At 72.0% G+C, this 13,448-nt stretch carries 11 protein-coding genes, 1 tRNA gene and 1 riboswitch; of the genes, 5 read left to right on the forward strand and 7 right to left on the reverse strand.

Going from position 1 to position 13,448, the window contains the following annotated elements; all coding sequences use genetic code 11:
• The first annotated feature begins 103 nt into the window (after window positions 1–103).
• Window positions 104–628, forward strand: a complete 525-nt coding sequence (locus tag AC0QR5_RS15685; protein ID WP_329862842.1) for a SixA phosphatase family protein — start codon at window positions 104–106, stop codon at window positions 626–628.
• Here AC0QR5_RS15685 and AC0QR5_RS15690 read toward each other — a convergent pair.
• The 4 genes from AC0QR5_RS15690 to AC0QR5_RS15705 all read right to left on the reverse strand — a co-directional run bounded on the left by AC0QR5_RS15690 (window position 625) and on the right by AC0QR5_RS15705 (window position 4,498).
• Complete coding sequence (locus AC0QR5_RS15690) at window positions 625–1,329, reverse strand: TetR/AcrR family transcriptional regulator (protein WP_329862840.1); 705 nt, start codon at window positions 1,327–1,329, stop codon at window positions 625–627. The two genes, AC0QR5_RS15685 and AC0QR5_RS15690, sit on opposite strands and share 4 nt — an antisense overlap.
• On the reverse strand, window positions 1,326–3,581 hold the full coding sequence (locus AC0QR5_RS15695) for a YhgE/Pip domain-containing protein (RefSeq protein WP_329862838.1): 2,256 nt from the start codon (window positions 3,579–3,581) through the stop codon (window positions 1,326–1,328). Before AC0QR5_RS15695 ends, AC0QR5_RS15690 begins: the two co-directional genes overlap by 4 nt.
• The gene (locus AC0QR5_RS15700; RefSeq protein ID WP_329862836.1) at window positions 3,578–4,276 is read right to left on the reverse strand and encodes an ABC transporter ATP-binding protein; all 699 of its coding nucleotides are present in this window, start codon (window positions 4,274–4,276) and stop codon (window positions 3,578–3,580) included. Before AC0QR5_RS15700 ends, AC0QR5_RS15695 begins: the two co-directional genes overlap by 4 nt.
• 145 nt (window positions 4,277–4,421) lie before the next feature.
• Window positions 4,422–4,498: transfer RNA gene (locus AC0QR5_RS15705), tRNA-Arg, on the reverse strand.
• A 300-nt stretch (window positions 4,499–4,798) separates the two neighbouring features.
• Between AC0QR5_RS15705 and AC0QR5_RS15710 the strand changes: the two genes are divergently transcribed.
• The 4 genes from AC0QR5_RS15710 (at window position 4,799) to AC0QR5_RS15725 (ending at window position 9,563) form a co-directional block, all read left to right on the forward strand.
• Complete coding sequence (locus AC0QR5_RS15710; RefSeq protein ID WP_329862835.1) at window positions 4,799–6,646, forward strand: phosphoenolpyruvate carboxykinase (GTP); 1,848 nt, start codon at window positions 4,799–4,801, stop codon at window positions 6,644–6,646.
• 153 nt (window positions 6,647–6,799) lie between these two features.
• On the forward strand, window positions 6,800–8,149 hold the full coding sequence (locus tag AC0QR5_RS15715) for a hemolysin family protein (protein ID WP_329862834.1): 1,350 nt from the start codon (window positions 6,800–6,802) through the stop codon (window positions 8,147–8,149).
• A 32-nt stretch (window positions 8,150–8,181) separates the two neighbouring features.
• On the forward strand, window positions 8,182–8,709 hold the full coding sequence (locus AC0QR5_RS15720) for a PadR family transcriptional regulator (protein WP_329862833.1): 528 nt from the start codon (window positions 8,182–8,184) through the stop codon (window positions 8,707–8,709).
• On the forward strand, window positions 8,706–9,563 hold the full coding sequence (locus AC0QR5_RS15725; RefSeq protein WP_329862832.1) for an alpha/beta fold hydrolase: 858 nt from the start codon (window positions 8,706–8,708) through the stop codon (window positions 9,561–9,563). The genes AC0QR5_RS15720 and AC0QR5_RS15725 overlap by 4 nt, the downstream gene beginning before the upstream one ends.
• A gap of 72 nt (window positions 9,564–9,635) precedes the next feature.
• Here AC0QR5_RS15725 and thiC read toward each other — a convergent pair whose 3' ends face one another.
• From thiC to AC0QR5_RS15740, 3 genes are all read right to left on the reverse strand, one after another.
• The gene (thiC, locus tag AC0QR5_RS15730; protein WP_329862829.1) at window positions 9,636–11,438 is read right to left on the reverse strand and encodes a phosphomethylpyrimidine synthase ThiC; all 1,803 of its coding nucleotides are present in this window, start codon (window positions 11,436–11,438) and stop codon (window positions 9,636–9,638) included.
• Window positions 11,436–11,543: riboswitch (TPP riboswitch) on the reverse strand. Its footprint overlaps the gene before it by 3 nt.
• A gap of 175 nt (window positions 11,544–11,718) precedes the next feature.
• A complete protein-coding gene (locus AC0QR5_RS15735) occupies window positions 11,719–12,900 on the reverse strand; it encodes a globin domain-containing protein (RefSeq protein ID WP_329862827.1) in 1,182 nt (393 codons plus the stop codon).
• A gap of 99 nt (window positions 12,901–12,999) precedes the next feature.
• Window positions 13,000–13,434, reverse strand: coding sequence for an RrF2 family transcriptional regulator (locus AC0QR5_RS15740; RefSeq protein ID WP_329862825.1), 435 nt, complete (start codon window positions 13,432–13,434; stop codon window positions 13,000–13,002).
• Between the last annotated feature and the right edge of the window lie 14 nt (window positions 13,435–13,448).

The following is a 13,448-nucleotide window of genomic DNA, read 5'->3' on the forward strand; positions in this document are numbered from 1 at the left end:
GCCGCACCCCGGGCGGGGTGCGGCGCCGCTTGCCTGTCCCCGCCTTCTCCGACCGCGGCCCCGCCCCCTCCGCGACCCGCGGCCGGGCGCCTAAGCTGGAGCCATGAGCGACCACCACCTCAAGCGCCTGATGTTGTTGCGGCACGCCAAGTCGGACTATCCGCTCGGGGTCCCGGACCACGACCGCCCGCTGGCCGGGCGGGGCGACCGCGAGGCGCCGCTGGCCGGGCGCTGGATGGTGGAGAACGGCCGGATCCCGGACTACATCGTCTGCTCGGACGCGCTGCGCGCCCGCTCGACGTGCGCCTGGGTGGGCAGCGAGCTGGGTGAGCAGGGCCCGACGCCGTACCTCGACTCGCGCGTCTACGGAGCCGGGGCGACGCAGCTCCTCTCGATCGTCAACGAGACCCCGGAGACCGTGGGCACGCTCCTGGTGATCGGTCATCTGCCGACCGTCCAGGAGCTCGCGATGCGGCTGGCCTCGGTCGAATCGGACGAGGACGCCGTGATGGACCTCGCGACGCGCTACCCGACGCTGGGGCTGACGGTGATGGATATCGAGAAGCCGTGGGCAGAGCTCGACGGGCGCGACGCCCGGGTCTCCGACTTCGTGGTGCCCCGGCCCTAGGCCCGGGGCAGGAAGGCGAGGACCGCCTCGACGCATTCGTCGATCCCGCGCTCCGGGTGGAACGCGTGCCGGTCGCGGCCCAGGACGAGCGTCGCCCCGAACACCGCCGTCGCGACGACGTCCGCGCGCGCACCGGCGCTGGTGCCGGTACCGGCACTGTCACCCAGGTCGGCCGGCCCACCCGGCCGGGCCCCGGCGCCGTCCTGACCGGTGTGGGCGGCCCCCGGGGCACCCGGCTCCGGAGCGGGGAGCGCCCGCTCGACGGCGGCCCGCACGACGCCCAGGACGTCGGCGCGCAGGGCCTCGAGCGTCGTGCGCCACTCGCTCGGCGTCCTCCACATCTCGCTGACCCACAGCTGCGCGAAGGACGGGTATTCCTCCATGAACTCCAGCGCGGCCCGGGCCATGGCACCGAGCGCCTCGCGCGGCCCGGGCCGGTCCGCCCCGGCCCGCAGCCGCTCGATGAGCAGGTCCGCGCCGAAGCGCAGGAGCTGGCCGATCAGCTCCGACTTGGACCCGAAGTTGTAGTACACGGTGCCCTTGGAGACGCCCGCGGCCGCCGCGATCTCGTCGACCGTGACGCCGTGCGTTCCGCGTTCGCCGATGAGTTCCATGGAGGCCTGGAAGACCTTGTGGCGGGTCGCCTCGGTCCGCCCGGGGCGGCGCACGGGGTGGGCGGGGGGTGGTGCGGTCGTGCTCATTCGGCCATCTCCGGGTGCAGGGTGGTCAGGGTCCAGGTCTTGCGGCGGCGTACGGCGAGGATGCTGAGCACGACGCCGAGGACGGCGTACGCGGCGAGCGCCAGGACCACGGGGCCCATGACCGCCAGGTCCGCACCGTACATCAAGTGCCGCATGCCCGTCACGATGTAGCCCATGGGCAGGATCTGGTGCGCGGCGTGCAGCGGCTCCGGGGTCGTCTCCCAGGGGAACGTGCCGCCGGCGGAGACGAGCTGGAGGACCAGGAGGATCAGCACGACCATCTTCCCCGGCGTGCCGAGGAAGGCCACGATGCCCTGGATGAGCGCGCTGAAGGCGAGCGATGCGCCCAGCAGCAGGGCCCACGTCATCCACGGGTGCGCGGACTCGAGTCCGAGCCCGAACACCACGACGCCGTACAGCAGCGTGGACTGGACCAACGAGATGGCGAGGAACGGGAGCCACCCGCCGATCGCGATCTTCCAGTCCGCGGCGTTGGAGGCCAGGGCGCGGCGGGTGATGGGCCGCATGAGCTGGACCAGCATGAACGCCCCGATCCAGAGGGCCAGGGTCAGGAAGAACGGGGCCAGCTGCTGGCCGTAGCTGCCCGCCTCGGTCTGGGCCGTGGAGCTGATCGCGACCGGGTCCCCGATGACGTGGGAGACGCGCTGCTTCTGCGCATCGTCCGGATTCGGGACCTGGTCCGCGCCCTCACCGAGCTTGACGGCGAGCTCGCCCGCGCCGTCGTCGACCTGCCGGGCCCCGGAAGCGAGCCCACCGGCGCCGTCGCGCAGCCGTCCGGCGGCGTCGACGAGTTCGGCCGAGCCGTCCTCGAGCCGTGCCGCCCCGGAGTCGAGCGTCCGGGCCCCGCCGACGGCCTCCCGCTGCCCCGTGGCCAGCGTCGAGGCCCCCTGGGACAGTTCGGCGGCCCCGTCGCCGAGGCGGCCCGCGCCGTCCGCTGCGTCGGCGATGCCGCCCGCGAGCGCGGGGACGGCGTCCGCGAGGGTGTCGGTGCCCGCCGCGAGCCGATCGGTTCCCGCGGCGAGCTGCCGTGCGCCGTCGGCCACTTCGCGCGAGCCCGAGGCGAGCTGGGCGATCTGCGCTTCCGCGGTGGCCAGTTGTTGCCGGGACTCGCGGGCCTGATGCAGGACAGCGGAGTCGGCCGCGCGGGCGCGCAGGGCCTCCTCGAGTTCCGCCTGTTGCCCGGCCGTGAGGACGCCGTTGTCGACGAGGGCCTGCGAGGCGGCCTGAAGCCGGGCCTCGGCGTCGGATTCGAGGGCCTCGATGACCGCAGCGGCGTCCTGCACCTTGGCGTTGAGCGTCTCGTTGCCCTCGGCGACCTGCTCCGCTCCGTCGGCGAGCCGGTGCGCGGCGTCCGTGGCCGACGCGGCTCCGTCGGCGAGCTCGCGGGTCGACGCCGGCAGCCCGGCCGTGCGGGACTCGAGGGTGCCGAGCCCGTCGGCGAGGGTCCCCGCGCCGGTGGAGAGCTCCCCGGCGCCCGAGGACAGCCGGTCCGCGCCAGCGGCGAGCTTCTCCTGGCCGGCGAGCAGCTGCCCGGTGCCGGCGTGCAGCTCCCGGGCACCGGACGCGAGGGAGGCTCCGCCGTCGTACAGCTGCCCCGTTCCGTCGGCGAGGTCCTCCGCCCCGTCGGCGAGCCGCGAGGTGCCGTCGTGGAGCTCGCCGGCCCCGTCGGCGGCCTGCGAGAGCTGGCCGTGGATGCGCCCGAAGCCCGTCAGCAGGGCGTCGGCGGTCTGCTCGCCGACCTCGGCGGCGACGCTGTTGTGGACCTCTCCGGCGAGCTTGTCCGCGATGGTGCCGATCATGGCGTTGTTCGCGTCGTTGGTGGTCAGCTCGAGGACGGCCTGCCGTGCGGCGTCGAAATCCTCGGGGGAGGCGAGGTTCGCGGAGAAGTCCTCCGGAATGACCAGGGCGAACGCGTAGTCGCCGGAGGCCACGCCCGCGGCAGCGGCCTCTCGGGTGTCCACGGTCCGCCAGCCGAACGTCCCGTCCTCGAGGAGGGAGTCGACGACGTCGTCGCCGACTTCGAGGGGGCCGGAATCGGACGTGGCGCCGCGGTCCAGGTTCACGATCGCGGCGTCGACCTTGTCGAGGTGCCCGTACGGGTCCCAGTTGGCGTAGAGGTACAGCGCCCCGTACAGGAGCGGGACCAGGGTCAGGGCGACGACCGCGATCTTCGGCAGCCGGCCGTGGGTCATGCGCTTGAGCTCGGAGAGGGCCAGGCGGAGGGCGGTCATGCGTGGACCTCGCTCGTGGTGGGCAGCGGATCGGCTTCCCAGGGCGTCTCGCCGTCGGGGGAGGTCCCGCGGGGCAGGTGGTCGCCGCCGGCCGCGGCCGTGGCCCCGGTCCAGTCGGCGGGGATGCGGGAGGCGACGGCGACGACGGCGGGGTGCCGGCGCCCGCCCGCGATGTCCCGCAGCACGGTGGCCCACGCGTCGCCGGAGAGGCCATGGCGCTCGGGGGAGTCGAAGACGAGCAGGCGGGAGCGGGCGTCCTCGAGGCCGAGGGCGGCGAGCAGGCGCAGCCGCGTCACGGGTTCGACCGCGTCGACCCACTCGCGGGCCAGGTGCTCCAGCCCGTGCGCGTCGAGCCATGCGTCGGAGGAGCGGTGTCGCCAGAACGGGCCGGGCAGCAGGGCGAGGTCCTCGGCGACGAGATCGCGCACGCGCAGGTGCTGTTCCGGTTCGTTGATCGCCGGGGAGTCGACGAGCGTGCTCGCCCGGCGCAGGGTCCGCCTGTCCGGCGTTCCCTCCCACGCGACGGTGCCGGCATCCGGCTTCATCCTGCCGGTGAGGATGAGCGAGAGCGCGGTGCGGGTGTCCTGGGTCGGCGCGGCGACAATCAGCACGCTGCCCTGGGCGGCCTTGAGGGAGGTCGGTTCCAGAAGGGTGGCGTGGCGTCCCTCGAGGGCGACGGAATCGGCGATGAGCACGGTTCGATTCTATTTGAACTGACTGGTCAGTTCAAATAGCCGCATCAGGGGGTTGTGTGGCGGGGCCGAGGGTGGGGGCGTCGGGGCTGAGGTGTGCGGCAACGCAAAACACCCCCGGGAACCTTGCGGTTCCCGGGGGTGTCATTGGTGCGCCCAAAGGGATTCGAACCCCTGACCTTCTGTTCCGTAGACAGACGCTCTATCCAGCTGAGCTATGGGCGCTTGTTCGGCCCGCCTCGTCGGCGGCCTCGAACAACTATACAGACTCTCCGCGCGGGGTCAAAATCGAGGTGGGCGCCCTGGGTGGATCGGGGCCGGAGGGGTTCGGATGACGGGGGAGCAACTAGACCGGTCTATGTGACCTTAATCACACTAGGCCTGCCGAAAAGCCCGGGATTCCGCGGATCCCTACGACTGCCCCATGGTTACGTTCCGGTAGGGGCGAAGTGCATCACATCGGCGCCACGAGCGCCAGACCTAGCATCGAAGGCATCAAGTGTCAGCCCAATGGAGGGAATTGATATGAGCGAGAGCTCCGACCAGCAGGTCCTGGACAGCGTCCAGGAAACCGCGCCGACCACGCACGGAGGGCTCGCCGCCTGGGTTGCCGAGGTTGCCGAGATGACCCAGCCCGATGCCGTCTACTGGGTCAACGGCAGCCAGGAGGAGAACGAGCGCCTGACCGGAGAGCTGGTCGACGCCGGGACGCTCATCCGCCTCAACCAGGAGCTCTTCCCCAACAGCTTCGCGGCCTTCTCCGATCCCAAGGACGTGGCCCGCGTCGAGGAACAGACCTTCATCTGCTCCCAGGAGAGGCGCGACGCCGGCTTCACCAACAACTGGATGGACCCGGCCGAGATGAAGGCCAAGCTCAAGGGCCTCTTCACGGGCGCCATGCGGGGCCGCACCATGTACGTCATCCCCTTCGTCATGGGTCCGCTCGACGCGGAGCAGCCCCAGTACGGCGTGGAGATCACCGACTCCGCCTACGTCGTGGCCTCGATGCGGATCATGGCCCGCATCGGCAACGACGTCCTGCGCAAGATGGAGGCCGAGGACGCGTTCTTCGTCCCGGCCCTGCATTCCGTCGGCGCCCCGCTCGAGCCCGGCCAGGAGGACGTGGCGTGGCCGTGCAACGAGGAGAAGTGGATCGTGCACTTCCCCGAGGAGCGTTCCATCTGGTCCTACGGCTCCGGCTACGGCGGCAACGCCCTGCTGGGCAAGAAGTGCTACGCGCTGCGCATCGCCTCCGTGATCGCCCGCGACGAGGGCTGGCTCGCCGAGCACATGCTGATCCTCAAGCTCACGAGCCCCGAGGGCAAGGCGTACAACGTCGCCGCAGCCTTCCCGTCCGCCTGCGGCAAGACCAACCTGGCCCTGCTCGACCCCACGATCGACGGCTGGAAGGCCGAGACCCTGGGCGATGACATCAACTGGATGCGCATCGGCAAGGCCGGCGAGCTGCGCGGCGTGAACCCCGAGTACGGCCTCTTCGGGGTCGCGCCGGGCACCGGCTGGGGCACCAACCCCAACGCCATGCGCGCCATCACCAAGGGCAACTCCATCTTCACCAACGTCGCCCTCACGGACGACGGCGGCGTGTGGTGGGAAGGCATGACCGAGGAGGTCCCGGCCCACCTGACGGACTGGCAGGGCAACGAGTGGACCCCGGACGCCGACCGCCCGGCCGCGCATCCGAACTCCCGCTTCTGCACCCCGATCGACCAGATCGACATGCTGGCCCAGGAGTACTACAGCCCGGACGGCGTCGAGATCCACGCGATCCTCTTCGGCGGCCGCCGCAAGACCACCATCCCGCTCGTGACCGAGGCCCGTTCCTGGACGCACGGCATCTTCATGGGCTCGACGCTGTCCTCGGAGACCACGGCCGCCGCCGCGGGCGCCGTGGGCCGGGTCCGCCGCGATCCGATGGCGATGCTGCCGTTCATCGGCTACGACGCCGGCGACTACCTGAACCACTGGGACTCGATCGAGGCCAAGGCCAATCCGGAGCGCCTGCCGCGGATCTTCCTCGTCAACTGGTTCCGCCGCACGCCGGAGGGCGGCTTCGCGTGGCCCGGCTTCGGCGACAACTCGCGCGTCCTGAAGTGGGCGATCGAGCGCATCGAGGGCAAGGCCGACGCCCGCGAGACCGCGATCGGCTACGTGCCGACCGGCGAGTCCGTCGACCTGGCCGGTCTGGAGGGCTTCACGCCCGCGGACGTCGAGGTCGCCGTGGCCGTGGACGCGGAGGAGTGGAAGCAGGAGCTGGCCAGCATCGAGGAGTGGTACGCCAACTTCGGCGCCTCGCTTCCGCAGACCCTGCAGGACGAGCTCGCGGGCCTCAAGGAGCGCCTGGGCGCCGACTAGCGGGAACCAAAGCCGCCGCGACTGGGGGTGGCCGGGGAGGGGGTGTGCCGACGGGCGCGCCCCCTCCCTTCTGCGTGCGGAGCGGATTGCGGTTCGGCATCCAGTCTCGCCCGGACCGGGACACGGCGGCCCCGCGTGCCCTAGCGTCGGTACATGGACGCCGATACCTTGTTGAACCTGGCGCTGGTGCTGCTATTCGTCCTCATCGGCGGAGTGTTCGCCGGCACGGAGATGGCGATCGTGAACCTGCGGGAGGGCCAGATCCACCGCATCGAGTCGTCGGGGCCCCGCGGGCGCCGGACGGCCGAGCTCGTCCGCAATCCCAACCGCTTCCTGGCCGCCGTGCAGATCGGCGTGACGGTCGCCGGCTTCTTCTCCTCGGCCTACGGCGCCGCCACGATCGCCCCGGACCTGGTCCCGGTGCTCGAGGCGGCGGGTGTGCCGGGCGGCCTCGCCGACACGGCGGCCCTGGTGCTCCTGACGCTGCTGATCGCCTACCTCTCGCTGGTGTTCGGCGAGCTCGTGCCCAAGCGGATCGCGATGCAGCGCGCCGTGGGCTTCACCCGGATCGCCGCTCCGCCGCTGGGCGTCTTCGCGGCCGCGATGAAGCCGGCCATCTGGTTCCTCTCCGCCTCCACCAACGTCGTCGTCCGGCTCCTCGGCGGCGACCCCTCGGTGCGCACCTCGGCCGTGAGCGCGGAGGAGGTCAAGGCGCTCGTCGCGCAGAGCCGCGAGATCCCCGAGCAGCACCGGCGGATCCTCGAGGACGTCTTCGAGGCGGCCGAGCGCACGGTGCAGGAGGTCATGCGCCCGCGCCCGCAGGTCGACTTCCTCGCCGCCTCGCTGTCCATCGGGGACGCGCTCGCCGCCGCCGGCCGCTTCGGCCACAGCCGCTACCCGGTCTACGGCCGGGACCACGACGACCTCGTGGGGTTCGTGCACGTCCTCGACCTGGTGCGGGCCGCGGGGCGGAGGGAGGAGGGCGACGCCGGTGCGGGCACCGTGGGCTCGATCGCCCGCCCCGTGGCGGTGTTCCCGGGCAGCGTCAACGCCCTGGCCGCGCTGGCACGGCTGCGCGCGGAGGGGCAGCAGCTCGCGGTGGTCGTCGACGAGTACGGGGGAACCGACGGCATCGTGGCCCTGGAGGACCTGCTCGAGGAGATCGTGGGGGAGATCTACGACGAGTACGACGTGCGCGCCGAACTGTCCGGGGTGCCGGGGGCCGTCGGGGGCACGCTCGTCGTCGACGGCTCGCTGATCGTCCAGGAGCTGCCCGACGTGGCCGGGATCGCGGTCCCCGACAGTGGCGCCTACGAGACCCTGGGCGGCTACATCATGGACGTCCTGGGCCGGCTGGCCGTCGTGGGCGACGTCGTCGAGGGGCCGGGGTTCCGCCTCGAGGTCCAGTCCATGGACCGGCGGCGCATCGTGCGCGTGGGGGTCGAGCGGACGGCCGCGGCGGACGGAGGCGGAGCCGGGGACACGCCCGGCTCACCTAGGTGACATTTCACCTAGCTTGCTGGCAGAATGATCCCATGATCCTGGCACGGTTGATCCTGGGGCTCCTCAGCCTGGCGCCCATGACGGGCTACGACCTCAAGAAGCACTTCGACTCGAGCATCAACCACTTCTGGAACGCGGACAAGGCCCAGATCTACCGCACGCTGTCCCAACTGGTCGCCGACGGGCTCGCCACGGTACGCACCGTGCCGCAGGAGAACTACCCCTCGCGGCAGGAGCACCACATCACGGACGCCGGTCGCGAGGCGCTGCACGCGTGGCTGACGGGCCCGCTCGAACGCCAGCCGGAGCGGGAGCCGTTCCTGGGCAGGGTGTTCTTCGCCGGCTCGCTCGAGCGCGCCGACGTCGTGGAGCTGCTCCGGGCCCGCCGCCTCGAGGCCCAGGAGCTGCGCGACGCCTACCGCGTGCTGCGGGCGGAGCTCGAGCCCGCCGCGCTGGCCGACCGCCGCAGCTACCTCATGGCCGCGACGCTCGACAACGGCATCATCCACGTCGAGGCGGAGCTGGACTGGCTCGCCTCCGTCGAAGGGAACCTTCCATGAGCCCGTGGCGTCAGCGCGGAGCACCCGCCGAAACCCCCGCCGGGACGGACCCGGCCAGGCCCGATCCGGCGTCGTACCCCGAGATCCACCGCCCCCGGCGCCCGCGCGCCGACGGCCGCCCCGCCCGGACGCTCGTGTTCCTGCACGGCGGCAACGTCGCCAACTGGATGTGGGACCCGCAGGTCAAGGGCTTCGCCGACTACCGCGTGTTCACGCCGCACCTGCCCGGCTTCGGCGCCCGTGCGGCCGAGGACTGGGCCGGGCTGGAGAGCGCCGCGGACGACGTCGCCGCGTTCGTCGCCGACGAGATCGAGGACGGGCGCGTCCACCTCGTGGGGCTCTCGCTCGGGGCGGTCGTCGGCCTGCGCGTCCTGGCCCGCCACCCCGAGCTCGTCGAGAGCGCGGTCTTCAGCGGGGCGGCGGTCCGCCCCGTCGGTCCCGGTGTCCGGGTCGCCGCGGCGGCCCAGCTGCGCTTCTGGGACGCCGAATGGTTCTGGAAGATGCAGGCCGGCGCGTTCGGGATCCCGGCCGACTCGCGCCGCCTGTATTCGGACCACGGGCTAACGCTGCGCCCCGAGAACATGAAGGCCATGATGGAGGAGGTCTACGCCGGCGGCGTGCCCGGGGGGCTCGCGGACTTCGCGGGCCGGCTGCTCGTCGTCGCCGGCGCCAAGGAACCGTCGGTGGTGCGCAAGGGCTTCGCCGAGATCGCCCAGGCCAAGCCGGACGCCGTCTTCCGCCTCGCCCCCGGCATGCACCACCAGTGGAGCATCGAGGACCCGCTCTTCTTCAACGCCATGGTCCGCGCGTGGATCGAGCGCGGCGAGGCGCACCCCCGGCTGCGCGAACCGTAGCCCCCGGGGCCCCGGCGTCGTCCGGATTCAGGACGACGCCGGGGCCCGGCTTCACGGGGCCGGCCCGCCGGGTCAGCCGCGGCCGGCGGCTCCCGGGCCGACGGGGATCGTCGGCTGCAGGTACACGCTCGATCCCGACGCGGCGAACTCGCGGCTCTTGGCGTCCATGCCGGCCTGGATGGCCCCGGCGAGCTCCTCCTGCTCGGCAGCGCCGCCGAACTGCCGGCGGATGTCCTGGGAGATCCGCATCGAGCAGAACTTCGGCCCGCACATCGAGCAGAAATGCGCCGTCTTGGCCGGTTCGGCCGGCAGCGTCTCGTCGTGGAACGCCTCCGCCGTCGCCGGATCCAGTGACAAGGCGAACTGGTCCTTCCAACGGAACTCGAAGCGCGCCTTGGACAGGGCGTCGTCGCGCTCCCGGGCGCCCGGGTGGCCCTTGGCCAGGTCGGCAGCGTGCGCGGCGATCTTGTAGGTGATCACTCCCGTTTTGACGTCGTCCTTGTTGGGCAGGCCCAGATGCTCCTTCGGCGTGACGTAGCAGAGCATCGCCGTGCCGTAGCGGGCGATCTCCGTGGCCCCGATGGCGCTCGTGATGTGGTCGTAGCCCGGCGCGACATCCGTGACGAGCGGGCCGAGGGTGTAGAACGGGGCGCCGTCGCACAGCTCCTGCTGCCGCTCCACGTTCTCCCGCACGAGGTGCAGCGGCACGTGCCCGGGCCCCTCCACCATGACCTGGACGTCGAACTCCCACGCCCGCTTCGTCAGCTCGGCGAGGGTGTCCAGCTCGGCGAACTGGGCGGCGTCGTTCGCGTCCGCGATCGAGCCGGGCCGCAGGCCGTCGCCGAGCGAGAACGCGACGTCGTACCGGGCGAAGATCTCGCACAGCTCGTCGAAGCGCTCGTAGAGGAAGTTCTCGCGGTGGTGGGCCAGACACCAGCCGGCCATGATCGAGCCGCCGCGGGAGACGATCCCCGTGACCCGCTCGGCCGTCAACGGGACGTAGCGCAGCAGCACGCCGGCGTGGATGGTCATGTAGTCCACGCCCTGCTCGCACTGCTCGATCACGGTGTCCCGGAAGACGTCCCAGTCCAGCTTGGCCGCGTCTCCGCCGACCTTCTCGAGCGCCTGGTAGATGGGCACCGTGCCGATCGGGACCGGCGAATTGCGCAGGATCCACTCGCGCGTGGTGTGGATGTCGTCACCCGTGGAGAGGTCCATGACCGTGTCCGCGCCCCAGCGCGTGGCCCACTGCAGCTTGTCCACCTCCTCCGCGATCGAGCTCGTCACGGCAGAGTTGCCGATGTTCGCGTTGATCTTCACGAGGAACGCCTTGCCGATCACCATCGGCTCCGACTCCGGGTGGTTGACGTTCGCCGGCAGGATCGCCCGGCCCGCCGCGAGCTCGCTGCGCACGAGTTCCGGGTCGCAGCCCTCGCGCAGGGCCGCGTAGCGCATCTCCTCGGTGACGAGCCCGGCGCGGGCGTAGTGCATCTGCGTGACCCGCCGGCCCTCGATCGAGCGCCGCGGGACCGGGCGGACGCCCCTCCACTCGGCGGAGGCCGCGCCACGGCGCACGGCCGCCCGGCCGTCGTCGAGCAGCTCGCGGCCGCGCCCCGTGTACTCCTCTGTGTCGCCGCGGCCGGCGATCCACGCGGCGCGGAACGGGGGAAGCCCTTCGAGCGGGTCGCCGCCCGGGCCCGCGGTGCGGTAGACGTGAAGGGGCGGGTTCGGCGTCCCGTCGGGGGAGTCGTCGAGCTCGATCGCCGTGACCGGGACGCGCAGGCCCCGGCCGGGGTCCTCGAGGAACGCCGGGGAGTGCGCCGGATGCTGCTCGGAGGCACGGTGGATGGACGGGTTTTCTCTTGAATCGCTCACGGAGGAGCCCTCACTTCCTACGCCGGCATGACCCGGACAGGTTCGACGGTCGCAGGCGGCGTCAGCCCGATCTCAGCCCCTGCCGGGGCACCCGTGTGGACGGGCCCGAGCCTAGCGCGAAGTGGCCCCGGGCACCAAGTCGGTGCCGCCCCCAAGGCGGCACCGACATCGATTCCCGGCTCCGGCGTGCTCCGCGCCCGAGGGGGCATCGGCGTCGTGCCCCGGCTCCGGCGCGCCCCGTCGCCGCGCCGCCGTGGACGGAACGACGCCGGGGCCCGGCTCAGGCGGCGAGCCAGAGGTCGGGGCCGAAGACCTCGTAGTGGATGCTCGTGGCCGGGATGCCCGCGTCGATCGCCTGGGATCGGACGGCGCGCATAAACGGCAGCGGCCCGCACAGATACAGCGTCGCGTCCGCCGGAAGCTCGAGTCCGGAGAGGTCCATGAGGCCCTCCGCTGCCTCCCACTCGCCGGGGGCGCCCGTTGTGTCCTCGAGCCACAGCCTCAGCTCCGCGTTCGGCAGGGCCTCGACGGCGGAGCGCATCTGCGCCTGGAGCGACCAGCTGTCGGCGCGCTGTTCGGCGTGGAGGACCAGGACCCGGCGCTCGGAGGCCCCGGCCGCGAGGGCCTCGAGGGCGGAGGCGCTGGGTGTGCAGCCGATGCCTGCCGTGGCCAGGACGATCGGCGCGCCGCCGGCGTCGATCGTGAGGTCGCCGTAGGGATTCGAGAGCTCCACGACGTCGCCGATCCCCAGCCCGCGGTGCAGGAACGGGGAGACCTCGCCGCCCTCGTCGAGCTTGGCCGTGACGACGCGCTCGGTCCTCGAGGCGACGTTGCCGGAGAGCGTGTACTGGCGGCACTGCCGCACGCCGTCGGGCAGAGCCACGCGGATCGAGACGTACTGGCCCGGGAGGGCCTCCGTCACCGGGGTGTCGTCGGCCGGGGCGAAGCGGAACGTGGCCGATCCCCCGCCGGCGGCCTCCCGCGCCACGAGGCGCCACGGGGTCCACGCCTTGTCGTTCGCCTGCCGGGCGTAGAGGCCCTTCTCGAGCTTGATGAGCGCGTCGGCCATGAGCCAGTAGACCTCGGTCCAGGCTTCGGCGACCTCGGAGGTGACGGCATCCCCGAGGTCATCGGCGATCGCGGCGAAGAGGTGCTCGTAGACGATCGGGTACTGCTCCTCGACGATCCCGAGCGAGGCGTGCTTGTGGGCGATCCGCGACAGGACGGCCTCGGGCAGGGTGTCCGGGTGCTGCAGGAGATGCGTCGCGAAGGCCGCGATCGAGCCGGCGAGGGCCTTCTGCTGGGTCCCGTTCTTCTGGTTGGCGCGGCTGAAGAGCCCGTCGAGAAGTTCCGGGTGGGCGGCGAACAGGCCCGCGTAGAACTTCCGGGTGATCGCTCCGATGCGCTCGGCGATGACCGGCAGCGTGGCCTCGATGACGGGACGGGACTTCTCGGACAGCATGGCGTCTCCTCGCTGAAAGTGATTACTTGCATTGAGTATGCAAGTTTTATGATTCATTTCTACGCCTCGTAGAAGTTACTCGCAAGTCGGGCGGTCGCGTCAGGGGAAGGTGGGCAGCGGAAGCCGGACGAGGCGCGGATCCCGGGTGAGGTCCGCGATGGTGAGGGGATCGAGCTCCGCGTAGAAGGCCTCGCGCGCCCGGTTGAGCGCCCCGCGGAGGCGGCAGCCCGCGATCAGCGGGCACGCGTGGTCGCCGGAGGTGCAGTCCACGACGTCGGGCTGCTCGTCGAGGCTGCGCAGGAGGGAGCCGACGCTGAGCCCCAGGCCCGCCGGGGTGATCCGCGCCCCGCCCGTGCGCCCGCGCGCCACCTCGAGCGCGCCGCGCCGGCCGAGCTCGAGGACGGCCTTGCTGACGTGGTTGTAGGGGATGCCGATCGCCTCGGCGACGGCGCGGCTCGTGAGCTGCTCTCCCTCCCGGGAGCCGAGCAGCATCAGGATGCGCAGGCAGACGTCGCCGAAGGCGTTGAGCTTCACTCCCTCAGTGTCCC

This window comes from Arthrobacter sp. J156, from assembly GCF_056172865.1.

Bases quoted from the DNA above. Each gene is read 5' to 3' on its own strand.
- AC0QR5_RS15685 (WP_329862842.1), top strand. From the start codon at position 104: ATGAGCGACCACCACCTCAAGCGCCTGATGTTGTTGCGGCACGCCAAG.
- AC0QR5_RS15690 (WP_329862840.1), bottom strand. From the start codon at position 1,329: ATGAGCACGACCGCACCACCCCCCGCCCACCCCGTGCGCCGCCCCGGG.
- AC0QR5_RS15695 (WP_329862838.1), bottom strand. From the start codon at position 3,581: ATGACCGCCCTCCGCCTGGCCCTCTCCGAGCTCAAGCGCATGACCCAC.
- AC0QR5_RS15710 (WP_329862835.1), top strand. From the start codon at position 4,799: ATGAGCGAGAGCTCCGACCAGCAGGTCCTGGACAGCGTCCAGGAAACC.
- AC0QR5_RS15715 (WP_329862834.1), top strand. From the start codon at position 6,800: ATGGACGCCGATACCTTGTTGAACCTGGCGCTGGTGCTGCTATTCGTC.
- AC0QR5_RS15720 (WP_329862833.1), top strand. From the start codon at position 8,182: ATGATCCTGGCACGGTTGATCCTGGGGCTCCTCAGCCTGGCGCCCATG.
- AC0QR5_RS15725 (WP_329862832.1), top strand. From the start codon at position 8,706: ATGAGCCCGTGGCGTCAGCGCGGAGCACCCGCCGAAACCCCCGCCGGG.
- AC0QR5_RS15735 (WP_329862827.1), bottom strand. From the start codon at position 12,900: ATGCTGTCCGAGAAGTCCCGTCCCGTCATCGAGGCCACGCTGCCGGTC.